Source organism: Thalassoroseus pseudoceratinae, from assembly GCF_011634775.1.
Classification (GTDB): Bacteria; Planctomycetota; Planctomycetia; order Planctomycetales; family Planctomycetaceae; genus Thalassoroseus; species Thalassoroseus pseudoceratinae.
The window spans coordinates 373,234-399,437 of sequence record NZ_JAALXT010000002.1; the positions used below are offsets into that span (position 1 = coordinate 373,234).

At 51.3% G+C, this 26,204-nt stretch carries 13 protein-coding genes and 1 pseudogene; 5 read left to right on the forward strand and 9 right to left on the reverse strand.

Translation table 11 applies throughout. The features are described 5' to 3' along the window. Positions 1-1,172 precede the first annotated feature (1,172 nt). From G6R38_RS07120 to G6R38_RS07145, 6 genes are all read right to left on the reverse strand, one after another. Entirely contained in the window at positions 1,173-4,016 is a 2,844-nt protein-coding gene (locus G6R38_RS07120) for a WD40 repeat domain-containing protein (protein ID WP_166822036.1), read from the reverse strand. A gap of 374 nt (positions 4,017-4,390) precedes the next feature. Next, positions 4,391-5,098, reverse strand: a complete 708-nt coding sequence (locus G6R38_RS07125; protein WP_166822039.1) for a hypothetical protein — start codon at positions 5,096-5,098, stop codon at positions 4,391-4,393. A gap of 225 nt (positions 5,099-5,323) precedes the next feature. Then, complete coding sequence (locus G6R38_RS07130; protein WP_166822042.1) at positions 5,324-5,731, reverse strand: hypothetical protein; 408 nt, start codon at positions 5,729-5,731, stop codon at positions 5,324-5,326. Positions 5,732-5,805: 74 nt separating this feature from the next. Further along, positions 5,806-6,351 (reverse strand): hypothetical protein, encoded by a 546-nt coding sequence (locus G6R38_RS07135; protein ID WP_166822046.1) that lies wholly within the window; start codon positions 6,349-6,351, stop codon positions 5,806-5,808. Between the two features lie 69 nt (positions 6,352-6,420). After that, positions 6,421-9,672 (reverse strand): DNA/RNA non-specific endonuclease, encoded by a 3,252-nt coding sequence (locus G6R38_RS07140; RefSeq protein ID WP_166822049.1) that lies wholly within the window; start codon positions 9,670-9,672, stop codon positions 6,421-6,423. A gap of 234 nt (positions 9,673-9,906) precedes the next feature. After that, complete coding sequence (locus G6R38_RS07145) at positions 9,907-10,299, reverse strand: cupredoxin domain-containing protein (RefSeq protein WP_166822053.1); 393 nt, start codon at positions 10,297-10,299, stop codon at positions 9,907-9,909. Between the two features lie 669 nt (positions 10,300-10,968). Here G6R38_RS07145 and G6R38_RS07155 point away from each other — a divergent pair. Beyond that, positions 10,969-11,916 carry a hypothetical protein gene (locus tag G6R38_RS07155; protein WP_166822060.1) on the forward strand — a complete coding sequence of 316 codons (948 nt, stop codon included), beginning with the start codon at positions 10,969-10,971 and terminating at the stop codon, positions 11,914-11,916. Positions 11,917-11,963: 47 nt separating this feature from the next. Here G6R38_RS07155 and G6R38_RS07160 read toward each other — a convergent pair whose 3' ends face one another. Then, entirely contained in the window at positions 11,964-12,326 is a 363-nt protein-coding gene (locus tag G6R38_RS07160; protein ID WP_166822063.1) for a hypothetical protein, read from the reverse strand. A 501-nt stretch (positions 12,327-12,827) separates the two neighbouring features. Between G6R38_RS07160 and G6R38_RS07165 the strand changes: the two genes are divergently transcribed. From G6R38_RS07165 to G6R38_RS07180, 4 genes and pseudogenes are all read left to right on the forward strand, one after another. Further along, positions 12,828-19,592 carry a coiled-coil domain-containing protein gene (locus G6R38_RS07165; RefSeq protein ID WP_166822066.1) on the forward strand — a complete coding sequence of 2,255 codons (6,765 nt, stop codon included), beginning with the start codon at positions 12,828-12,830 and terminating at the stop codon, positions 19,590-19,592. 87 nt (positions 19,593-19,679) lie between these two features. Next, positions 19,680-20,471, forward strand: coding sequence for a hypothetical protein (locus G6R38_RS07170; protein ID WP_166822069.1), 792 nt, complete (start codon positions 19,680-19,682; stop codon positions 20,469-20,471). Between the two features lie 199 nt (positions 20,472-20,670). Continuing rightward, on the forward strand, positions 20,671-21,429 hold the full coding sequence (locus G6R38_RS07175) for a hypothetical protein (protein ID WP_166822072.1): 759 nt from the start codon (positions 20,671-20,673) through the stop codon (positions 21,427-21,429). Positions 21,430-21,792: 363 nt separating this feature from the next. Next, positions 21,793-22,870 (forward strand): annotated as a pseudogene (locus G6R38_RS07180) (IS3 family transposase). Positions 22,871-22,985: 115 nt separating this feature from the next. Here G6R38_RS07180 and G6R38_RS07185 read toward each other — a convergent pair. Beyond that, positions 22,986-24,968: a caspase family protein gene (locus G6R38_RS07185; RefSeq protein ID WP_166822075.1), complete on the reverse strand. Its 1,983-nt coding sequence runs from the start codon at positions 24,966-24,968 to the stop codon at positions 22,986-22,988. Positions 24,969-25,170: 202 nt separating this feature from the next. Further along, positions 25,171-26,181, reverse strand: a complete 1,011-nt coding sequence (locus G6R38_RS07190) for a ComEC/Rec2 family competence protein (protein WP_166822078.1) — start codon at positions 26,179-26,181, stop codon at positions 25,171-25,173. Positions 26,182-26,204 lie beyond the last annotated feature (23 nt).

Below are 26,204 nucleotides of genomic sequence, written 5' to 3' on the forward strand. Positions count from 1 at the left end.
TTGGTCGAAAAGCCTTGTTTTTACGGTGTTTGCAGCCTTCCACATCCGACCTACGGAACCGAAGGCCTGCGTTCCCAAAGCAGAAAAGCGGTGCATTCGATCTTATAGCCGAGTGCCATGCAAACGAGATCGAACCTCGAATCAGGGACCTATATCTCGGTGTCGCTGACGGGTTGCCCTCTGCACTTAGTCGTACCGAGCTTTGTCCAACAGTCGGTTGCACAATCGGCTCAGGATCAGCCCTCACCTGATAGCATTGATGTCTACACAAGTCATAAACCGTTTAAGAAAAAAACTTATGAACTAGTGTTTTGACGGTTCTTTTGTGCACTTCGGCCTGAGGGCTGCGGTTTCGCCTGGGTTTCAAACTGTTGACAATTGGTTCAGTTTGTGCATTGAAGAAGATGTGTAGATACTAATGGCCTGATAGAAGGCAAACCTCCACCGAATATGCTGATGCCAGACCGCCGCCAAATTATTCACGAAGGATGATACACGACAAGAAACCACGGATGCTCGTGGCAACATTTCACGGCTCGCAGAAACTTGCCAACCAAGGTCACGTTTGCCTGCAAGCTCAATCTGTTAGAGTTCGATCAAAGACGATAGGCAGCAGATTCGCTCCTCATCTTTCAGTTTGGGTCCCCGGTCCTACAACGAAATTACCAATAAACAACGTTGCATTTGCTGGTAGTTTCAGTTTGTCTCTCGGCTGGGCTGGCCATGTCTCGCGACTGCAATGTGGACTTACAACAAACCAAGGGCGGTGAAGCCGTGGAGGAAGGTTGTGCGATCTAGTGACAACAATTGCTGCAACCATGCCTACAACCTCCAACAGTCATAAAGTCGCAAACTCGGTAAGCGTTGATATTTGTGTTCGCTACCCCTCGGTCTCCGGAGACCCCGAGGTCGAGTTTTACAAACTGTCGTCAATACGGCAGTTCAGGCGACTCAATCGATTCTGGTTGCAGTACTGCTTTTAGGGGTAACCTAGCATCAGCAACATCGATCGAAATAGAATTACGCGATATCGGGAAGAAAGACGTCGGGACAAACGCCGATGTGTAGTTAATCTACTGCCGGATGGAGATGGGAAGTCGTCAAACCTGTGGCGTTCTCGTGATTGTTGAAGAAGATCAGTTAGCAGCTACGCCTTTCAACAAACAGCAAACTCAAGGAAGCAATTCACCTTTGGCTCTCACTACTTGCCGCAAGTCCGACAGGCACTCTTCAATAGCTTGACGATCGGCACTGCCGCCACGAATGAACGCCGGTCCCACCACACCAGACAGCCGCTCGTCGTTCAGCACGTCTCTAAGAGTGTCTTCCGAGGTGTCCAATTCAGCCGCTATCATATGTGAGGACAGTTTTTCGCGATAGTGACTTACGATGTAAACGGCAGTTGGGGAATCGTATGCGTTATGCGGTTGCGTGATAAGACAGCGTCGTTGCGCTTCGCGAATCAGGGAAATGTCTCTTGACCTTGCCTCAGCTAGGGAATCTTTGTCTGCATACAGTTTCCCAAGACCTTCCATTTCGGTACTTGAAAGACCAAGTGCCTCAGCGCCGAATGCTTGTAAATACGGCATGGTTTCGTCGAATTTTCCAATCGAATGAATCGGGGAGGATGAGTGGCAGTTAGACAAGCAATCCCGGCCAGCGATCAATCTACCAAAAGTGCTTTGACGATGATGCAGTGTTCCCATCCGCACTTGGGGGCTGCTTTCTTGACCATACGCCTCTGTAGTAGCGTCAGCCCGCAAACCGTTTCGATCAGCGAGGAAGAATGCCTGCAGTCCATTCGGCAAATGAAAGTGAATTTTGCTGCCACTGTGTTTGAAGCAGATTTCTTCGTTGCCTGGCCCGAAGGGATATCGAAAAATATTGCCTCGCCCACTCCCATCGCGGAAGTCAAATGTCCGCCAATAGGCGCGACCATCCAATGTGATCTCGTGACGGTCGATGATCCGATTCACCGTTGGTTTAAAGAACGTCGACCGGGAGATGCCTATCCGCAGGATGTCACCAACCTTGGGTTTCTGTGCTGCTCGAACGCTCGCTCCAATCCGGCGTTCCAGCTTCTTGACTGTTCGAGGCAATCTCAGCAACCTATAATACGCGGGCGGCTGAAGACATGCATGGAGAAACCAGTCAGCTGGCAAGATCGATTTATTGCATCCGGTGTGCCGTTCGATCCCGTTCGTTGTCCAGCGAGCAATACCTCCGGGATCCGGGTGCATAGCGGCAACTTGATCCCAGCCTAATGCTGTCCATCCTAGCTTTCGCAGGTCCAACCTAAACACAGTTCGTCGGGCATCAATTATCCGAGGTACAAAGATCTCCGCCGAAGTCGATAAACTATTTACACCAAATGTAAGCTCGTTGGCAAAGCTCTGCGCATCACTAAGGCGCAACGAATAGCCTTCTGAAAGACTGTTTCTGAGACCGACAACCCTATTCCGATACGTCAAATACCGCATATGCCTGCGGTCTTCGTTAGGACACGTTGAAAGATCCTCAAGGACCAACGCTGCTACAGCATTCGTAATGTTCTCCTTGCCATTTCGAATCATGCCTAAATCTGAAATGGCAACTGCACCTAGTGTTTGTCGCCTGTGAATATCTGTGGGCTCCACATATTCGTGCGGTGATCCATCGGAACCATTGTGGATTGTCCAACGGATATTTTCGTGATCGCCGTAGAAGCCTCCAGTCGGCAACCAGGCCGCAACAGATGCTTTATTAGCAAAGATCGCCAAGAGCTCTTGGTTCCATTCAGGGTCCCAAACTCGGACGACTCCGTCGGCCGAAATAGATGCAATATAATGTCCATCTGGTGACTTACAGAGATCATAGAACTGAATGTCGTCAGCATTTAATGTCACAATGGCGGGCTCGGCACCATTGCTAAAGTTGAAGCAGAACAATCCGCGTGATGTCCCAACGACTACCCTTGACTTAGTGATGAGCTTGTGGCACGTGATCTTTCCAAACGGGCTCTTGAAAGTACCAACTGTCTCAGAATCACGGAGAATCTTAAGCGTTTCGCCATCGTGCGTCACTTCAAAATCTTCGTTACCGGGAGGATGACAATAGGTTTTTCCAGGACTCGCTGGACGCAAAACAGGACCTTGAAACTCGAATTCCGTGTCGAAGGTTTCCGAGTTGATCGGACCTGGAACTTGTTGGTACTCCGTTGACCACGCGAGCGATGTCCCATCGTTGGACCACGCGATTGCCTTTGGGCCTTCGAATGCTGCAACAATTTCCCGCCAATCGCTTAAGTCCGGTTCCTGCGTAACGGCGATCCGGCCGTCGTTTGAAGCAATTGCAACGGTATTTGAGGAGCTAGATGTGGCGATAAAATCAACGCTGGTGAGACGAACTGGTAACTGAACCCTTTTGGCTTCTAGCGTATTTAATGTTACTTGCCAGAGTCGTGCTTCACTGTCTGTGTGCCCACCAACCAAGAACGAACCAGCTGTGCCACGTTCCGCGACCAACGTTCGAACGCTCAACAAACGACTTGCCTGACCGTCGCCAAGTGCTGCTGTTGCCTCAACACCACCTTCGACTGTCCAACGGTGAAGATGCCCGTCAGCCGACACAATCAACGCCGAGTCGCCTTCCGGTGTCCAACACACACTCGAAATGGCACCTTCTTCTGGTCTGAAAATTTCCTCAATATCATTCGTATCGCTACGCCACAAACTACAGCTACCGTTTTGCAATACGGCTAGCACGCGATCACCGTCATGGGTGACGGTAACATCCGTAGGCGTGGCACCGAGCTGGGGGGACGTTGCCAAGAGACCGCCTTCGCTTACACTCCATAGCCTTAATGTTCGATCATAGGAAGCCGATGCCAGCACTCGACCATCTTTCGAAAGCTCGATGTCAGTGACAGTATCCTGGTGGCCACGAAGGACGGATCGTATACGATTCTCCATCGGCTCGATCAACAGTATCAACCCCCAGTTCGATGAGTTACCTTGATATCCGTTAAAGTCAGGCACGAAATTAGATCCCCAACCGGCGAGCCAACCGAGCGCGGTCAACCCTCCTTCGGTGGAATCCGATGTGAAAGTTAGTCCACGTCCAAAAGGACCAGACGGGGGACGCATCATGGCAATTAGATCACCCTCACATGACCAGCAACGCACTCGCTTATCCAAAGCCGAAGTCACAAGCATCGTGCCATTTGCATCATGCTCGACGACGGAAATACCCGTTAGCCGGCCGCGGTGTAGCGGAAAATCAAACGAGACACGTGGGTGAAGTTGCGGAATTTCCGCAGCATAACCTCCGGCCGACACGGAGTTAAGAATTATTATGCAAAGGCAAACGAACAGGCAGGCAGAGCGAATCGTTCGTAGATCTTTCATTGTGACTAAGATAGACTTTCTGCAACGTTGTTGAACTCACTGACGATCGAACTGATGAGTCTTGTCAGACTTGTCTTGGCTTCACTGACAGTCACGAATTCTTCTTCCACGTCCGCGAGTTGGTCATCTATTTGTGCAGACCACGCATGGCACAGTTCACGAATTTGCCCAGCTATTTCAGGTGGAAGTGGCTCCAACTCGGAGAATAGAAGTGTTGTGCAACCAAGCCGAAATTCCGCCAATCGGCGCCCAATGTCAGAACGTGACGTCGTGTCCGCCTCAATCTTCTGCCAATCCCGTTCAAGGACACTTGCAAGATTGCGCAAGTACTGGGCTGGTGAAGTCTCTTGAGAAAACACATTAGGTTTAATCCAGCCCCACGGCTTCGCAACACTGATCTGTTCCGATTGCATTTGCACTTTCGCCGAAAGGTCGGAGACATTGCTTGCACGCCACATAGACAATGCCGTGACGCCGCCGAAAAGTGCTACCGAAACGGCCCACAGGATAGGCGTACCAGCACGCCAAAACCGTGCAATTCTCTCTGCAATGTGCAGCTCGCGAACTGAAGCGAGGTAACTCGAAACCTCCGGATTGCTCGAATGAATCTCCTCAAACTTCCGTACCTCTTCTGATCGCAACCCCTCTTCGCTGATAAGATCGACGTACGCCATCAGTATTTCGTCCACAGGTTCAGTCGCACCACCAGACATGAAATATTCACCTCAATCTCAAGACGTCCGTCGAACTGCAGGCCAACGGCCGTTTCACTACATCGCTCTGTTTGGGCACTCCAAAGATTCCGTTGAGGAAGAGTTCACGCAAAGTTGGGATTTCTCTCACAGCAGCACCCATAGTCAAAGCTTTCACGAGCGAAACAAACGACACTTTCGCTAACGATGCCATCGGATGGCGAAACCAAATTATTCGACGCGCCATCAGTCACTTGTCAGAGATACCAAGAATTCTACGACCCGTTTGTGAGAAACCGATCTCAGCACCTTTCGAAGCGGACCGCTGATGTAACCGTGCTTTACACCACCGATCTTTCCCTTCTCCAAGTCCAATAAAAGTATTACGAGAATCTCAGATTCGCGCGAAAGCTTCCTCGGCTCTTTAAGAACACGATACGCGGCGGCAATTCCAACAAGAACGCTGATACCCATAACGATTACACCAAACAGCCAGATGTCGGATGAGTTGGCTCCCCGCAAGGCGGCCAGGAAGAACATCAAGCTAATGATGAGGAACGCCCCAGCTCCTTGAGCTGACGCGGGAAAATAATCTAGCAACTTCGTAAACAAGGAGTCCTCTGTCCGCTCCTCGCCACTAGCATCCTCGGCCACGGCCAACCTCGTAAGTCAACTGAAGAGTTATGAACTTGAACACACTGTTGGGTCATACACCCCTAAACATTAAACTAACGCCTCTGCCGTTGCAACTCCGGGCTGGCCTGCCCCCGGAATAGTAGTGCGGATATTATGCGAGTCGATTGCCGATGAATTTGGCAAGGAGGGCCTTTGCATGCACTGTCTCGCGAAAGGGGCATGAGGTTTCGCATACACCCTGCATTACCAAAACAGACTTCCGCCTTTGATTCGGGAATCTTGACTTTCGGGTGTTTGGCGGGACCGACGAATGAAGCAGTAGCGGTTGCCTCAACATCCCCGAGCTTCTTGTTGATCTCAATTGTTTCGTCAATTGTGATAGATTCCCCAAAGGGTAGCTTGATCTTTTTGCGAATTGGAATGGTTTCGCGAATGCGCACTTCATCCTTCCCACTGGCCGAAAACGTCCTTTCATTGAACTCCTTGATCGCCGCATCTTGCAGAAGAGCTGACAGAGTGCTCCTGTTCTCTTCCGACGCATTTGGACCGAGTTTCACTGCTGGCGTTTCTTGTGCCCAAATCTGACTGACGCTGACGGCAATCGCAAGCAACATAGAAACAGTTGTTTTTCCTTGCATAGCCCATCTCCGGATCGGATAAACGCGTTTCAAACGCAAGTTTTCGTTATCGTACAGTGTTAGAAAAGATTACCCACCGTCGTTGTCGCGGACCTCGTCGGGGAACTTGAACAGACCAGCTCTGGCTTCCACATCTGCGACTTTTACGCGACGAGTTTTCCATATACTCGGCAAGTCGAATTCCAAAGGTACGTCTGACAAGTCTTGCTCAAGTATGAATGCAAACGATTCGATCCCGTTTCCGTTGCGGGCAACGATGACCTTCCAATAGGCCGCAGGAATCTGGATCAGAACCTCACCAGAACTATCGAGACCACGAAAAAGTTCGTCGGCGTCGGCGAGAATTGGACCGGAAAAGACGCATAATTTCTCGTCCTCCGCCTGCTCAAGCACGACTTCTTCAAGTTCGCCCCACAAACCGTGGAAGCCGAAGATGGCTCGATTGAATTTGGCGACTTGCGGCGAGCAGTTGGTAGTGTGAAAAGTGTCGCCGTTTGCTCGGCGAACTTCGTCGTAGTCACTTCCCCAGCCGACGTCCGCCCGCATTGTTAGGTGACCTTTGTCAAAAGCAGTCCCGTCATTCTCGAAAAAACGATCCGGTAGCTGATGCGATGACGAGATTCGCGGGTCTTCAAACCATCTCTCTCGGTCATTTCGTCCGAGGCCGCCAAGTCCTTTTCGGCTGTAGTTTTTCCCCAGCTCTGGTCGTTTTGCGGTCGGCGAAGCATCTACGTTCGCGGCAGTGAAGATCGCTAACCGACGCTGCTTGTGCATGACGACCGAAAAGTGTTCGTAGGTCAGCAGATACTTCGGGCTCGTTGTATCTGTCCGAGGAGCTGCAATGCTTGCCGCGTCAGTCACCAGTGGCATCCGAATACGACGACCAAGGAACTCGTCGTCGTAGCCTTCGCGATTGTCATACGGAAGTTCATGGAACGGTTCGACGAATCGCTCCACAGCGGCACCGACACCGTCGCTAGAAATCGTGACCGGAACATTCGATGGCGATGGCTCTGTTTCCAGCCGATCAATAATGCGGGCTGACGTTTCACTGCCGGCATCCGCAGCTTGTTCGAGCCGCTTGTAGATTTCGCTGACTCTGATTCCTCGATTGGCTACATATTCGCAGGTGTTGTAGTAGTCAGGAACGCTGCGATGATGAAGTGCAACTGGGAACCACTGGTCATTGACGACGGGTGAACCCGATGATCCACGATTCGTATCTGCATAGTAGTATATAAAGGCATCTTTGCGTCCGACCACGGTGCTTTCTCGTATCGCGATCTGTTTTGGGAGCCCTTCAGGATGTTGAATGATTGAGACTTCCTCACCTTTCAAGGCCTTACCACTTTCACGGACTAGTCGCATGCGCCCGTAATCGTCAATCTTCGTACCACGGCTCCCGACCGAAGCGACAGACACGAAGGTAAAATCGAGTTCTTTGTCGGTCAGGAACAAATCATCGGTTAGGTCAAACCGTTCGGAAGTCTTCAAGCGATTGTCGGCATCGTATTCGTAGTCAAACAAAATGTAGCTTCCAGAACATGCGCGATCCTGAGTTCCGATCACATGGTTGTTCGTCAACAGGAGCCCTGGACCAACCAGAAACCCTGAGCCTGTGCCTGCGGGGATACCGTACTCAGTGAAGATCGACATTCTGCCAACGGTTCTCGCAGCGCGCTCGCCACGTGACAAAAAATTAATCTGTTCGAGGTTTGAGCGTCCGATGATCCTCTCTTGAAAAAACAAGTCACTCTCGGGTAAGAGTTCGAGCCGAGTCTGAACGCGACTGTTAGGCTCTTCCTGTTCATACTGTCGCCGCACTTCAACGAAGTCGTTGTACGACCGAAGTGTTTGAGGGTCTTTGCGAAGGTGAGCTTGCCAGACTGCCAGCGATGTACAAGGCGGTAACTTGCGCAACTGATCGTCAGTGCGTGAATCGGATGTGACGACTTCAGAGCCAATTCCCGAGTACGGCATGCAGCAACGTTCAAGCACGTTGTCACGAACCGCTCGAACAATTGCGCATGTCCTGTACGGAGTATCGGCTTCAGGATTAGCATGCAACGTATCTGATGGGATGTCCTTCCTCGATATATCGCTTGGAACTGAAATAGGTGCCGGCGGCAGCATCGGACCTACTTTCGATCGTCCAGAGTCGATAATAGCTTCGTCAACGAGTCCCCCATTCGACTGTTCATACGCGTGTACGTGGGACGGCATGCCGATCGGACGACTTCTCGCAACGAACTGATTTGTTACCGCCAGCGGAAGACTTGCCGTCGTGCTGGAAAATACCGGGACAGAAATGGTTGCGGCGACTTCGTGCGTCGGGTACTCTGCCGCCATCGACTCATCAAAGGACGAGTCCTTTCCAAAGTGATCCGCGATGCGTTGCGCGAACAACTGTGCAACTTTCTTGTAACCTGTGTCCTTTGGGTGGAGTTCATCGAACCAACTGTTAAGTGACTTTCCAACAGTGCCACGACAATCGACGTGCACGACTCTTCCTGATGACGCCGCGGCCAGTGTCTTTTGTGTGTCATTGAATTCATCAATCAGAATTTTGATCACATCCGGCCACAATTCCTTCGGCACGCCTCGCGACGCAAGAGGCCCACCAAGCCATTTACCGTCCACACGGGGAATCGCGTAGTCATATCCGTGACAGAATGTGACCACGCTTGAAAATCGAGTTGCGACCGCGTGGAAGATGCCCGCGTATGTCGATCGCAACTCTTCACGAAATTCATTCCACCGACTACGTTGCAACAACGCCTGAGCATCCATCCCATCCCGGTAAGGCTTGAGATACCCGGCAAGCCGTCCGCTGTGCAGCATGTCGTTTCCACCACCACTTAGAAGAAAAACGTCAGCCTCTTCATTCTCAATCGCGTTCAGGTATTCGCCCTCAGCGGCCATATTGGTCAACAAATCACCCGCTGCACCGAGCGAAAGAATCAAATGATCTTTGAGCAGTACATCTATGACATCATCCAGCCGGACAGGGTATTGGAACCAGCTGTCACCTTCGCTAACAATGACGGGGCGGCGGAAGTTTGTCCATTTCTGCTGATGGTAAACAATTCGCCGCTTGGCTCGCGAGAGAGCGTTAGCAAGACCGAGAACCCGGTCCGACTCGACAGCAACTTTCTCGACGTCAACAAGCTCGGAGTTCAGCTGAATATCTGGTGCGAGCGGAAGCGGCCCCGGCTCCCTAGTTGCGCGAAAGCACTTCTCAAGTTCTTCTAGCCGTTCGAGGTCTCGCCGTTGACTTGCGATCCCGATTTGGCTGGCAAGTTCTTCGATCGAGTGGATCATGGTGCTACCCCAACTTGTGAATGCCTGCAAAACTGCTCAAAAAATTATGGGGAAGCCTGTTTGAATTTACAACAAGCTCTTTTCAAACGCACTATCACACTGCAAGCAGACTCCGTGTGTGTCTCGTGAAAGTTGGTGGAAAATTTGGGATGATTGTGTTTTTTGGGTTGGCATCAGTTGAAGTGGATGCGTTTTTCACGGAGGTGTGGCGATGGATGGGATCGAATTGACGAATCAGCAGCGGGCCGAGGCCGAGCGGATTGCGGATGTGTTGACAAGCACAAATTCCTGCGTCTCTATCTCGCCCAGACCTTCCGCGAGCGCGCCAAAGTCGACGACGAAGTCCGCCCGCTTCGCCATCGCGATTACGAATGTTTTCATCTCCATCGCTTCGCTCCACAACCAGCTATCTTTGCCGATCCGCAAGAACGGAGCCGAGTAGCGGTCGTATTGGTTGCGATGATCTCCGGCTTCATCGATGGGATCGTCGCCGGTTCCCCCCTCAAGCGAATTGATGCCGTCCTCATTCTCCTTCTTGAAGTTCTCATATTTCATCACCCGCAGACGATAGACGCGGGCATTCGAACCATTGAGAACTCGGAAACCCGTCACCTGGTACAATGACACTGCAGATGGTCCTCGCTACAACGTAACCTTCGACAAGCTGTTCAATGAAGCCGACCAATACGCGGGAAACTCGGCGTTTCGTTCGCAATGATCTCCCGCTCGTCCAAAAACTCGCCGATCGAGCCCATGACTTCTTCTACGAGCAGTCCCCGAGAGGAAGTTCCATGGGCGAAGTTGAGTAGTTCATTCAACCTTCGCTCCACAACTTTGGAACTAGCCTACCTGGTTTTTCTTGCAGGTGTGCATCTCCTAATTCCTTCATTTTGTCGTCGCAAGTGACTCGCGAAGCTGGTTCTGCAAAAGTGCAAGAACACGAAGTTGGTGTGTCGGCGAGAGTCAATGACTGACAGCAATTCCTGCAACCAAAATTGTTAGTATCGACTGGCTCAAGTTTCTAAGTTTGGATTAAAACATAGGTTGCGCTAGCGGCCCGTCGGTCTCCGGAGACCGTGGTAACGAATCGAGGGTCATTTGCCTGGGCGAATGGATAACACGCTGATAGCACCATTTTGTTTGCTTGGCTCGTTCTGCTCGATGAACTGGATTTACAAGCGCTAGTGAGGATTAATTCGATAATGTGGTTTTACCCGACCAATTTTCAGATGACGCACTGATGAACCGATGCCATTAGTGAAGTTGTGTGATGTTTCGAACGTCCGCGGTAATTAATTGTGCGAGTGGTCCATGTCGAACTTAAGGTATTTCTTTCTAAGTATTTTGCTTTTGCGAGTATTTTTGACCGCAAGTTTTGCGGAAACTCCAAGCGGCCCGCTCTTGCAGCGAGTTGAAACTCTTCAGCCAGAATCTGCTGCTCTCGTACCAACTCCTACCGATGAGAAAGTCCCAACGATATCCGCAGCTGGAGTTATTTCCAAAAGCGAAGGCTCCAACAGTACTGACCCGAAATCTCAGGAAGTTGGTGACTTGTATCCGGTCATTGAACAGCCAGCGATACCTCGAATGGTGACGAATGATTCTTCAGGGTTACCGTTCCTTCCCGTGAATCCGCGTCTGCCCCCTGGTGTTTCCAGCTTCTGTCATGGGATGTCTCCAGTTCCGCTGGCCTTTAATCAAGTCCCTGAAGTCACGCCTGTGCCAACTCGACTAGAGCGATCGCTTCAGGTTGAACTCAAGTCAAACGAAAAGGAGGATGACCAGCTCATTCCTCAATGGCAGGCAGTCTTCGAGCAGTCAGCTCATTTTCCACGTTCGTACTTCAATATCGCAGGACGAAAAGAGATTCGACCGGCGGCGATTCTCTATGAAGGAATGACGGTTGCAGTCACCGAGGGCGGGCATTACGAGGTTCGCTTCGTAGTTGAATCGCCTCGGACACCTCTGGTAGTTCGCCTGCAATTCATTGTTTACATCCAAGGCCAAGCATACTGCCCTCCCCAGCCCTGCGGCACGATAACGCTACCGCCAATAACGATATGTCCTGAGCCAACAGAGTCCAGCCATCCCACCAAGGCTTGGAGTGTTTCACATCGTGGCTGGTCCCCTGTGCTTGCTAAAACCACCGGAAGAGACGCTGCACGCTACACGATCCAAAGAACCGCCACCGCCCGATTCGGCAGCGAACCCGACTTCGACTTCTTCAAGGCAGAAATCCGGTGAGAAACTCTCAGGTCCAGCACTTCACATCGTTGGTCGTCGTTGCACGGTCAACAGTTGCAGGTTCCATTAATGATTTCTAAATTCTTCGGTAACTTAGCTTTGAGAATATCGCTTCCATCTTGGCAAACATACACAATTTTTTGGTCGTCAGAAATGCTGTGCACGCACGCTTTTGAACCGTCTTTAAGCTTCACTCGTTGACCCGGTTTGGGAACCCCCGTTGTCTGAGCTTGAATGTTAGTTTGGAGGTTGAGGCTTTTAACGATTCCAATCGGGAACGAAATGACGAGGTTTTTCTCCCAAATTTCGACATGCACGACCGTCTCAAATGTCTTAACAACCGTGCCTTTCCCTGTTAAATGCTCACCTCCATCAATGGAGACAAGTTCGCCGACCTCAAAGTTGCTCACGGATCTCTCCTCATATCGCACCGTCTATCCAAACTTACACCAGTTTGGATCGTAACACCAAGACTTTTGTATATCAATTGCTATAATCCGCAAGATTTAACATCTCAGCGCCGATAGTGAACAGTGGGAGCGATGAATGGATCGTCGCTGATGTGACCCCACAAGCAGGACGCGATTATGCGGAAAATCCTTAGGGCGCTAGGGAATGCGCTACTCATTGGCGTGGCTGTCTTAGGCGGTATTATCCTTGCTAACAGCTACCTAAAATGGGAAGAACACCAAGCGCACAGTACGGTGGCCGAGACGGCCGACCCGAATTCAGGAAGCGTTTCACGGCGTGATTTGGCCTTTCCTGCCGAACGCTCAGAGCCTCTGAGGCTTGACAGCTTACAACGGTATCGTCTGCCCGATTCTCACACGATACCGTTTTCGAGTTCTCCTGCCGAGCGCGAAGTCGCGAGACGTGTGCAACAAGCGGCTTTCGTACAGCCTTCGACAGTCATGGCTCCCGCGCTGCTTGGCGCGACGTCTCTTTTCGAACTGAAGGAGGTTCACGTCAAGACCGGCGGCGTCACGACAGTGACGGATCAGGACGCAACAATCTCGGTGTATGTTGACAAACCTGGAGAACTTTCTCTCAAGTTCGACAAAAAGCTGATGGGAACGTTGACTGTTGATGGAGGGGAAGCGGAGAAATTGCCGGGAACGGAAATCGTTCCAATTCCTGGTGGCACGCTTTCTGGGAACGTTCAGATCGCTGTAACCGTGGATCACGTGGGTAGTGACGCGGTCACAACCACGACCAAGGAGTATAATTTACAGATTGTTGAGCCTGAACTCGCTATTACATCGATCGGAGATGGCGTTCGAGCTGATCGGCCGATCAATGTCTCGGCTGAGAGTAATACGGTTAGAGTCGAAGTCTATAACTCTCGAAATCTTTCGATTTCCCTGAACAAACCGATTGCCAAGGCAAAACTCAGATTTTTTACTCCCGACCAGCGTATTGTCTCTGCCGGCGAGTTCGAAGGGGGTGATACAGCTGCGTTTACGCCACCAGCGAGTAATACCTATACTGCGAAGCTTTATATTTCGAAAATTGGAGACACGATCTTTCCAACGGGTTCCGTTGTTCGGGAACTAGGTGACATTCAGCTTGATGTATTGCCGTTTCAGATCGAAAAGGTGCTTGATGACGGCAAGCTGACTTGGCCGGGAACTCCTGCAACAGTTCCGATTCGAACTAGCTCACGCGATATCAGTTTGTCGTTTCCCGCGGTGACCGTGACGCCGGACAAGTCGGTGCTCTTGTATCGCCAAGTTCCAGGCTCCAATTTCCCTGAGAAGCTACCGGACACTTCGGTAGTGGTTGATGAAAACGTGCATCAATTCTCGATCAAACTACCAAGCCGCGCCTACACGTACAAAGTTGTTGTTCTTAACAAAGCTAAAACAGTGGTCGAGTCGCCGCCGCTGACGCTAGTTCCACCATCGGATGCTGCCACGTTGCCGATCGCGATTCAACACGCTCGTGTCGGCGTGTATGGATCGCCTGTGACAGATTTCAGTGGCACGGGAATCACAACGGCCGGGAAGATGCTGGTGCAAGGTGTTGGAAACATCCCGACTGTATTCGAGGTCTTTTTGGGGCCATCCGGTGCAGCGGCACATCAGACAACTATTCCGCCGATAACACGTAACGTTCCAGGTGGTTGGGAAGCCGAATTCTCATTGCCAACAACGTTGCTAGGCGACTTGCCGAACGTCAGTGGTTTTGCATATCCAGTTGCGCAAAATACAGACATTCATCGATTTGCTGAATCTCCCGTTAAGTTTCAATTCATCAGGCCAACTCAACTTCCTCAGCCAAGTTTGCTCGGTGCCGTTGAGCCTACGAGTGGCGGAGGCCGCGAACCGTCAGTTCTAGAGAAGCCTATGAAATCGATGCTGTTCACGAAATCCGATGCCGTGTGGCTCGTATTCGAAAAGCCGGATGTGACAGAAACCACGGAATTGCTCGTCATCGATTCACGAACCGGCAAAGTGGTCCATCAAGAGACGGCCCCTTTCGACGACAAAGCCAATGCCATTGTGACGGACTCAACACAGTTCGCCGTCAAAATGTCCATCCCGACTCCAGGTGAGTATCAGTTTCAGGCGTTGTTCGCACATGCCGGAGTTACTAGTGCGGCGTCGTCACCAATTCATGTTCATGTTAGACGTGTTGGACCGGTAGTTTCCAATGTCGATTCCCGAGATTTTAGTTTTGAGACCGGCGGTGACTCAGTCGTTATTCAGTTCAATTCTGAAAACCCCCTCAACCCGGAAACGGCGCTTGATACTAAGAAATTCACGCTATCCTCAGCGGTTGGCTTGAATGATGGACAACGGATAGACCTTGTTCGCGATATCATCAAGGCAGAAAATGTTGACACTGACGAAGGCCTGACAGAAGCCATTGCCAAGGCGAATGTTCTTCTGCCGAATCCTTATCCAACCTCGGTAGATTTCGATCCTTCGACAAACTCCGTCAAACTTACTTTCACGGATCTCAATCCGGGTATCTATAAGTTAACAGTGTCCAAGGAACTCATTGATGTCTTTGGAAACGAGCTGAAGAAAAGTTCAACGCAGCCAACGGGAGCACGGCACACGATCGAACTTGTCAAAGCGGCTGGAACTCTACCACCGACCGTCACACGCGGGATCTCCGGTGTCACGGGACCTCCTGTCGAGTTTCCGGAGTATACGCCGCCGCGTCCTCCCACTAACGGATTCAACCCGTCGGATAAGGTCGTGACAGCAGTCGCTCGACTCTACTATTTTCGAGATGCTCACCGAGTCGCTCAAATTATCAATCGCAAAGTGAAGTCCTACAATCGGCAGCAAGCAGATACCAACCAAGTGATTGCCGACCGTGCCCTCTCAACTGCCGAACGTGCGGTTTTTGAACGGCGAGCGGAGGAACTCCGGGCTGTTCGTGCCGCACAATCCGCCCGGCAATCCGAGGAAATGCTCGAGTCCTTACAAAAACAGCAAGAACAAGCGGAGCGATCCGAGGACAGTGCCACTAGGCAATTGGTCAACGTGCGATCCAACATCGCGCAAATTCAACGTGATTTGGAAAACCCGAATTTGACTCCGGAAGTTCGTAGCGATCTACAGAAACGCCTGCAAGACGCAGAGCGAACGCGTGATGTTCTGCAGCTCAACGTCACCGGTGCATCCACCGACTCGCAGCAACTCCAACAGCAAATCGCTAGCTTGCAGGCTACGGTCCAGGCGAATCGCCAGAAGGAAATTGAGGCGATGGAAGAATGGGAGGCCGCCGAAGCCGAAGAGGAATTGGCGTTCCGCGAAAGCTTCCGACGATCCGTCACAGCCGCCCGAACCGATCCGGACACCTACGCACCGGCAACACTGAAATCAGTCGATCCGGTGATGCAAGTTTCCGTTTCAGTTGTTGGGGAAGGTGAAGTTCATCTGCGTGGTCCTCGTAAGGGTGTCAATATTGTGCGGTTAATGATTAATCAACTTGACGCACCCGTCGGACAAGTTCGGGTTCAAGTTCATACCGTGCAGGTGAATGGAGAGCATGGCAACCGGATGGAGCCGGTCGTCACGCGAATTCAACGATACATCGATCATGCGCGTTTCCTGACGACTCGCTCCGCGCAGATGCTTCGCAACGCAGTGGTTCTTGTTGCCAGTCGACGAGCGGAAGCTGTCAATCAAGCTTGTCCGAACGATACTCAAGCAATGCGTGATCGAAAGTATTTGATTGCCTTTTTCGGGCAGGACATGATCCGTGAGTTGGAGTTGATGGATTCGGAGTTTCTCCACACCGGCAACAAGTTGCTCTCGATCCATTCGATGGATACCACAAGTCTCGCGTCGGCTCTGTTCATGCTGGCGCTTGCTAAGAACGATGTTCGGCACGAAATCCTATTCGAGTTTGAACAGCTTGTCGGTTCGAAACTTCCCTGGGAAGAGCAAGAGTACTTCACGGCCTCCGGAGCCGAATTCCAGTTTGGCCCGCCACTCTGCAAAGAGGAATTCAAGTTTTTTGCGCATAACGCCAAGTTTGTTTCCCTGCGTGGCATGTTCGATGCGGAACTCGCCGGTGCCGATACACTCTCGCCATTCCAACGTGAATTCATACGCCTCGCGCAGGTCTTTAAAAGTCGCCTGATTACAGAAGTTGAATGGCGGCAACGCGTCATGCAGCGGTCCGTTATCGAAGAGCGGCTTGGCGACTATTACGAAGAGTTGTTGAAAGCTCGTTCGCAAGAAGACCAGGCGATACAGGCTCTCCGGAAGCTAGAATCCGAGTCAAACCAGCAACGAGTGATCGTGCTTCGGGCAGCATCCCGAGTCGTCGCCGAAGCCAAAGTACAACGCAATGCACAATTAGCAGCTGAGAAGACGTCGGCTGAACTTTCGAAGTTCTTTTCTAATTTCGTGGAAAAAGTCATCGAAGCATCAATCAGTGGAAAAATCGAAGAATTAGAGGCGACTTTCCCAGACTCTGAGACAGAAGAAAACAAGGAACTATTAGAAGCCATACTAGAACGAATGGTCAATGACGAGGAATTCGCCAAGTATAAAAAAAGTGCCCTGGACGAGTATCGTTCTATTTACAAAGATGAAAGTTCCAAGCTTGCTGAGGCCGCCTTCAATTGGCGGACTACTCAATGGGGGCCGCTTGTTCGTGAGTACTATCGGGCTATCAACGAAAGATTGGAAGCGTCCGAAAATCCAATTGTTAAGCATTTTCGAAAAATGAATCCTGGCGCGAGCAGACTTCGGCAGACATTTGAGTTAGGTGAGAGTAAATTAGTCGTCGAGCTAGACGATAACAATGATGCCAGACTCATTGAGCACGAGAATTGGCAAGAACTTTCAACGCAGTTGGACAACCAGCTAGCACGAGCAAGCCAGATTCAACGTGCAATTCAGCCGTATGTTAGTCCGGGCGATAAGCGGTGGGAAGGTGCAAACGCTCTGCTCGCTATCGCTCAGACATCTGCCGCGAATTTGGCTGAGTACCCTGACAATGTCTTGCGCTTACGAGCTGCTTGCTATCTCTACGGAACGATTGCAGCGGACCAAGCGGAAAAGGTTGGAAAGATCGCGTACGATCTGGAACAGCTCATCGCTGCGATGAGTCGTCAAGATGCAGATATCACGTTGACTTATCGGAAATGGATCGCGGTTCGCACAGAACTATCTCAAACGATCAACTCCACTGGCGAGGGGGATGTCTTGTCTCAGCATCTCGGGGGCGTGGACCGGGGTTTTCAGGAGCTTCTTCTTTTCGAGTTGAAGCGGCAGTTCGCTGTGGCGGTCGCCAGAGATTCGCGCCGTGATCTCGACCATAAGAAGTTCTTGGATATGTTCGTTGATGATGTCGAGGAGAAATATATAGACCTGCTTGAAGGTACGCGGGCACATACGGCGGTTGTTGATGCTTACATCAAACGAATCGCGACTGCTCTTGAAGATGATTTCAATACGCAATTCTACTTTCCCGCATTTCGAGCGTTGCGAGAAACGAGTCGTTACTGGGATGTCAATCTTTCGGCCATTCAGACGGAGTCCGTGCTAACCAATAATCGCGAATTTGCGAAGGTGATGCCGCAAGCCACGATGGAGTTTGATCTTCCTAAGCGGGACATTCTCATCAACGAGGCTTTCGAGTCGGCGTATGCCGCCTATAGTGACTATGGTGCGTTGATGGCCGACCCCAATTTCCTGGCGTTGACCAAGATGTATAGTGGGCAACCCCCGGCTTCGGCTTTTAATGTCCCATCGAGTTCACCGCTGGTCAGAGATGTAGTGCCATCGTCTCTACCGACAAGTGTTGATCAAGATCTGATGATTCAAACGCCGGGTACACCACCACAATTTGGTTCACAACTTGAGGCACTCATTCCTGACCCCGCAGTCTATAAGTTTGAGACGGGAACCGGCTTTGAAATTCGCCCTGTGATTCAGCCTGATGGTCAAGCAGTCGTTTTTCGTCTGCATTACATGTATACCACAAATGTCCGTGAACCGGTCCGGGCTGACGAGAAGCATCTCGGGCGCGTGAAACGACACTTTGTCGATACTGATGTGCAACTTGGAAACTATGAACTCAGAGAAGTGAGTCGATTCCAGGTCGGACTGAAAGCCTCACGTACCTCACGCGGTGTCCCCTTTTTAGAGGATGTGCCAGGTTTAGGCTTGCTATTTCGTCCGTTGCCGCAACAAGAGTCGTCATTGCAAGAGAATCTCATTTTGGCTCAGGCGACGATTTACCCCACACTATTTGATTTAATGGGCTTGCGATGGGCACCCGCAGTTGCGGATCTCGATCCATTGGCTTTGATGGAAACCGAGCATGTGGCTCGAGGACGTCATCGGAAACTCGAAGAGCGGGTTTATGATTATTCGGGCTGGGCGGTCGACGACTTTTTGCGTGTTCCCCCCACGGAACGACGCCCCGATTTGTATCGTGAACAATATACCGTTCCGCATTCCCACCCGAATGGATATGAAGGTTCAGGGTTGAACTTTGAGCATAGTAAACTTCACGAAGGCTATTCACCAACCGAGGCTTATCCGGAAACGCGTCTTGTTCCTCGATTCTCTTCTGAGGGCAAATCTGTCATCCGATCTCTAGGCGAACCAACGAATCGTGATGGCGTGCCTCCACGACCCATGTCGTTTCACGGTGATCCGGGTGTTCAATTTAACCCGAATACTCAATATACTCCTCAGTTGGAATACCCAACGCATGACCTAGCATTCCCCGAGTCCTCGATTGATTCTGGATTCCAAGACTACGAACATCCAACCGAGGGGGCACTGAATCCGGTACTCGATACCTCAAGGAATGGTAATACTGTGGTTCGACCATATGTCGCCGACAGTCCGGGTGATACAGCGAGAATACCGTCTGTGCCATCACCGAATCTCAATGGCGCGTATGGGCAGAAACCATTGGGTGTTAGCCAAGAATATCAGGGACGACCGATTCGGACTTCAGTTCCATCATCGGATCAAGGGCGTGCCACCATTTCGCTACCTGAAGTTCCAGATCCCATTCGTACAGACGAAAGCATACCTACAACCCAGATGCGGAATAAATCAATTCCATCGTCTATACAAACACCGCCTCGAACCATTTTCGAAGATGGTGCGGTTGTGCGAGCGAACTACGAACAACCAGTAAAAAAAACGAAGTCAAACTGGCGCCGTTGGCTTCCGTTCAAGAAATAGTCTCGGCTCGCATTCTATTGTTACGGGTTCGATCTTGCCGAGGCGTGTAAAACATAGTTTTTCGTGTTGACTACGAACACTGTCGACGTGATTGAGTCGATTCCAACAGCCGCATCCAAATCGAAGGGTGAACAGACCGAAATGAGATACGGAAAATATATTGTGTTTGGCGCTGTGTGCTGGCCCGCCATTCTGCAGGCGCAATTGCCAATACCGCATTTTGGGATGGCACCTCGGCGTTGTTCAGTGCCTTTGTACGACTATCGTCAATTGCGAACATCTTTACCGAACGCAGCCACGACATTTACAGCTGTGTTGCTAGAGGCACCATCCGAGGATGCAATCTCCGATCGCTCTGGAACGAATCTGCAGAACTCGCCTCGGCTGGCACAACAGGTGCCACGCGGACCTGAAATCCGTTTCTTCCAGCTTGCTCAACCGCGGATTGTCGTGAATCATTGCGCAATTTCCCGTGTGGCGGTTTCGCTATGGGAAGACGGGCGATGTGTTGTTAATTTGCTAGCTGAACAGAGTCCGCCCTACATTCCCCTTGATATTCTGGAACCCGCGATGCGTTTCAAGCGCAATCGCTTTGTTGTGACAGTTCGAGGGTATGGTTTTTATCCGCTTCGCAATGACGCTAACGACGGAATTCTATCCGAACTCGGACAGCCGGAAATCTTCCGCGTTCAGCAATCGTTCTGGGTTGAGCGAGGTGAAGCGATCGGACATCGTATTGACGCACAGTTGGGAGAGGTTCCAGTACCTTTTAAGAGTCCATCTTGTGGGGCGACTACATATTTCGTTGCCCAAAATATTCCAATTCATAAACTGTTTGATCGAGTCTCGCGGATGGAAGTTGAGTTGCGAGTCGAATAGTCGTGGCTATATGTCAAACGCGGTATATATTTGGATGTAGCAGGGTTTGTCTCGTGGAAGTCCGAAAAACAAAAGATTTGACGCATCTACCCTAGGCACAGAAGACCGTGATACGGTTTAGGCCAGGCTACCCAGTAACCGAAAACAATGGTAAAGGTCGTCGACTATGTGGAAGATCAGATTCTCACTCGGACTAGCAATGCCGATAGCGTTGCTCATCCTGATCATGAGTCCTCAGCTTGCTCTAGCAGGTCTGCATACCGCTCCCGTGCCGGCGGTTGATGAGTTGGAGATTCTCGATCCCAGAGTCGACCCGGAAGGTAAGCCTCGGGCTATCGTTGTTCCCTCTCCCGATGGCGGGCAGCGAGTGGAAATCCCTCCGACGATTATTGTGCATAAACTCTACTACACTGGGAATCGCTGTTTTCAAGCCCCGTTGTTGCCGGGTGGACCGACGATTCTCGTTGTCAATCACCCTCGTACCAATGAGCAGTACTACGTGGATGTCCAACTGCTTCCAGGTGCTCCCAAAGTGTATTATTTCCATGACTGCATTGCTTATGACTATGGTCATCAGGTGACAATCATCAAGTTCGGTCTGTGCGGCGAACCGCATGTTGTGGTGATGAGTGGTCAGAAATGGAGAAGTCGTTTAAACAATGCTGCCACACACGTGGCGAAGTCGAGTAAAGAGTGGGTTAAACGAACGGGCGTTCCCAATGTCGTTGAGCATGTCGGTCGTGGCATGCACGACGCCTGTATGACGACAGCGGATCGTGTGCACGACATTGGCGAGAGGATCGTCGGTCCTGTCGGAGCCGCATTGGAACGACTTCCGCTGACAAGCTTTTTCAAAGGAACACCCGAGAGCCAAGCGGAGCACCTTCGAGCCATCGAAGCGTTGACGCCGAATCCTGCGAATTTTGGAGTCGGAGAGACAATCCCGACCATCCGCTGAGTGATTCGCAACAGTTGTTCATTCCCACTTTCCGCGCCACTCCCTCGTGTGCTCCGTATCGGAGTCATCGTATCCTCAGCGGGGTGAAGAAACCTCACCAAACAAATCAACAAACCCATCACAGAAACGCGCTATGGCTGCATTAAAACACCGCGAATGTCTACGGCCACAACGTGATGTTCACCTATCGTGCCTATAATTTCAATTACGAGCAGTCCGCATGTGGCAGTTCTTGGGGCGAAAATGAGTAATTGGGTCACCTTACACGCTCCGGCGGTGGAACTCTGACCTTCCCCCCGTTTCTTGATCCAGCTGGAATGTGAGTTTTTTGGTAACTTACGTTTTCCAGAAAGGGTCGAATCAATGAAACGGAAACGGTACACCGAGGAGCAAATCACCTTTGCTCTGCGTCAGCAAGAGAGTGGAACGGCAGTCGCGGAGATCGTGCGAAAAATGGGGATTACGGAGCAAACTTTCGATCGCTGGAAGAAGAAGTTTGCGGGGATGGGCGTCGCTGAGGTTCGCCGGCTCAAGCAACTTGAGGAAGAGAACCGCAAGCTCAAACAGTTGGTCGCCGACCTGAGTCTCGACAAGAGCATGTTGCAGGACGTACTCCGAAAAAAGCTGTGAAGCCCGATCGTTACCGTGTTCTGGTCCAGGAGATGACGGTGGCTTTTGAAGTCAGCGAGCGGCGGGTTTGTCGTGTGCTTGGCTTTCCCCGAGCCACTCATCGCTACCAGAGCGTGCGGGACTTTCGGGCGGAACTCCGAATTCGGCTGCGGGACTTGGCAGCGGTCCGAGTTCGGTTTGGCTATCGGCGTTTGCAGATTCTGCTTGAGCGGGAAGGTAGGCGGGTCAACCACAAGCTGGTCTACTGGCTGTACTGTGAAGAGGCTTGCAGATGCGGACCAAGACGCCTCGGCGTCACAAGAGCTGCCAAGTGCGTCAATCCAGATCGACTGCCCAGCGAACCGAAGAGATTTGGAGCATGGACTTCATTGCCGACCAGCTCATCGGTGGCCAGCGGTTTCGGCTGCTGACGTTAGTCGATCACATGAGCTGTGAGAGTCTGGCAATCGTTGCTGTTCAGCGGCTCACTGGAGACCGTGTCGTCCAAGTTTTGCAACAGGTGGTCGAAGGTCGTGGTCGTTGTCCGAAATCGATTCGTGTGGATATTGGCCCCGAGTTCGTGTCGGAGTCTTTGGATTGGTGGGCTCACTGGAATCGAGTGGAACTCGACTTCAGTCGTCCTGGAAAACCAACAGATAACGCTGTGATCGAGTTCTTCAATGGTCGGCTTCGCCAGGAGTGTTTGAATCAGCAATGGTTTTTGTCATTGGAGGACGCTCAGGAGAAACTCGATTTGTGGCGATTGGATTACAATCAACCCCGTCCGCATAGTGCCTTGGGCCAGCGGCCCCCCCCCGAGGAAATCTTTTGAAAGTCTAACATTGCAGTTGGATCAAACTTGGGGGCAAGCTCATATCGGCAATTGACTCTCACAAACAATGGCTCAGTTTTCAGGGGGCAGGCCAGAAGGAAATATCTCTAAGATCTTACTCCGAGTCGCGATTGATAAACCGGGCGAAGATCTCCCGATTGACAGCGCGGTTGTTGGAGTGGAAGTAGGAAGAGTGAGCACAACCGGGGCTGAACCACTTCAGGCGCCAGAACCCCTGTTCTTCACACCCCATCGGATAAAGATTGAGAAATTCTTCGTCGACTTCGAACGGATTCCCCGACAAAGGCCCTCCAACCACATCACTTTGAGCGTCCAGGTTAATCCAGCGTTGAACGTGTCGCGGTTTCCTACCGTCTCGGAATGCTTCCGCGAGCATTTTTTTTACCGGCCAGATGGAGAGGGCACTCCCCACCGTGAAGAAGTTGAGAACCCTTCCATCGAGGAACTCTTCATCAAGCTCCCTCAAACCTTCATAAGCCACAACAGTTCCCCAACTATGGCCAATGATATCCAAGCGAACGCCGGCTTCCAACCGCGGGCGAATTTCCTCGTGGAATCGATCCAAAATTCGCCGACGAATTTGTGATTGTGTTAGATAGCGGGCAAAGTCATCCGCGCAACCCATGCCAGGAATATCGAACGCTCCCCGAGAACGCATCGCCCCCGATATACCCTCGGGCGTCATATGGCGGTCCAATGGGGGGGCTCCTTCCAACAAAATTCGGTCGCTACGGTCTTGCAAAACCGCCTTGATTTGCTCCGCGACTCGCTGGGAATTGATTTCCTCGTTCCGTGACGAGGATCCCATCACACTCCGGTCATTGACGATATTGCTCCAATTGACTTCAGAGCGAGCGGTTTCCAAAGTCGAGCCTAACGGCGTCGAGAGATGTGGTTTCATGGCTTCCCACCACGGTTGGGAGTAATTCGCCAAATGTTCGCAAATCCCATGGACGTAAACCAAGTGCCGTCCCGGGCTCCGATCGGCCGCAAGTCCCGCTGATTTTCCAGAACGGAATTGAGCAAGCAGTTCCTGCATCAATTGAATTAGCAACTCATCTCGGTCGGTTGAGGAAGTTCCCGATCCGGTATTTGACGAAGACTTCTGACCAAAGTGAAAAATCGGACCAGTTGTTCTGGAAGGTTCGAGTTGTGGGACTTGAGAAAACCGGTTCTGACGCATCCAGGTTTGTAGGAATTGGATTAATGATTGATGTTCGACGTTGGCCCCATGCGACGTCACGGATTCGCAAAAAGCATGCGTGAAGGCACCTCGGTAAGTGCCGTCGATGAAGGCGTCAGCGCTGGTTTGATCATCCCGGCAACCCGCGAACAGCACATGATTCAACTCCTTCGCGCAGCGTTCGCCCTGAACTTCTCCTGAAAAGAACGCGTTTCGTACTGTTGCTTCCGAAGCTCGTTTACGAATTTCCGGCGGCGGTGCCACAAACCGGGCCAGCACAGTTTGTTGACTGGCGAAGTCATCTTCGTCTTCCGGATCGTTTGCCGCCACGGCCAACGCGCGAATTCCATCCTCAGCGCTACCCGCACGCTCAACAGTGTCCTGAAGAATGACCAACGGAACTTTCTCGGGAGTGAATTCAGCCGAGCGGACGGTACTGGGAGGCATAATCGCTCTCGTGCCCGTTCCAGAGTGGCAACAATCCAGAAGAATTGTAAGTAAAACGCCGTCCGGAATCTCTTGAGTCATCTCCCACAATTCGTCGTCGAGTAAATAACTTTCTTCATCATCCCAATCCATATCGTAGAGACACAACAACTCATCCCGACGGTCGCCTTCTTCGTCACCGTCTTTATCCACGGTATAGGAACCATGTCCGGAGAAATGGAAAATCAAACAATCTCCGGCTTGCGCACCGCGGAGCAGCCATTTCCAGCCGCTCTTGATTTCACCCTTATTCACCCGCCGATCCGTGCGTGTTCGAACGTTGTTGGATTTGAATCCATACTGGCTCGTCAAAAGGTTTTCCAATTCCTCCACATCGTTCACGCAGCCACGTAGGTCGCTGATGTGTTTATAGTCGTTAATTCCGTTTAAGAACGCCTTATTTGCCATCAGTCAATAACTTTCGTCAGAGATGTTAGGAACATGAGACAGACTCAAAAATCAAAATGCATCTAGAGTGAGATGCTTTCATCGCCGAGTTGCACGCTAATGGAAGGGGCGTTCTCATCACGAATATGAAACCGAAACTTACGATCGCGACGGCCTTTTTGCGACTTTAGAAACTCCATGACCGGTTCCGGTTTGGGATTAGTCAAATAGAGGTCGAATTCGGCTTCTCCGCGAGCGTCGAGCAACATTTGAAATGTCGCCAAGTCGGGGTTGTCGTGTTTGCCGTCAGCTGAAACGACATAATGATCCGCCGTAATATTCTTAAAAAAAATGTGGAGACATCTCGCTCGCTGCCGTGATGGGGCATTTTGAGCAGGTCGACGTAAAGTTTGCCTCGCCGATTCAGCAACTCTGCTTGTTTCAAACCACTAAGAATGTCGTCGCCTCGGGCATCGCCGGTAAGCAATATCCGCGATGTTTTTCGGCCTTGGGTCGCCTCGGCCAATACGGTAACGCTAGCGAGATTGAATACCGACTCATCCGAGAACTCCGGTAGTCTGGCGGTACGGGCGAGTCCCATTTTATCTAGCTGTCGATCCCACTCGGCTTGTAATTCATCGAGTCGAGTTTTTGAAGGACCGATGACGAGGAACCGTAGATTCCCACCCGCATCGATACTAGTCGGCCCCGCTTGCGTTTTCGCCATGACTAAATCATCGAATCCTTCGTTTACCGAAAGGGCAAATGCCGAGGCTAACTCTCGTAGGCGTCGGCCTTGACGGACACTAGCGACAACAGCCGCCGAATCGCGAGACATTGGAAACTGTGTTGAAACACTTCCGCCACGGGCTGCAGTAGTCGCCTCGGATTCCAAAGCGGTCAACAACTCGTCTGCATCGTGCTTGACCAGATCATCGAAACTATTATGCCAAAGTGTGAGGATATTCTGGGGCAACTCCCGCCCGTTCTCCCGCAAATCGTTAAATTCTTCGAACCAATCAAGAACTCCTCGGATATGGTCGTCGTCGATGTGACTGATCATCACCATGCGTATCGGCAAAGGGGTGTCTGGAGAACGCTCGGTCTTGATGGCCTTGAGCCGCTTCTTGAGTTGACTACGGAACACGCCAGAAGGGCCGCCGTCGATGACAATCAATCTAGGCGCCCCTTGTGTTCCAAAGTACAGCAGTAAGCATGTCCCCATGCTTGGCATTCAAAGCTTCCAGAGTGAATAAC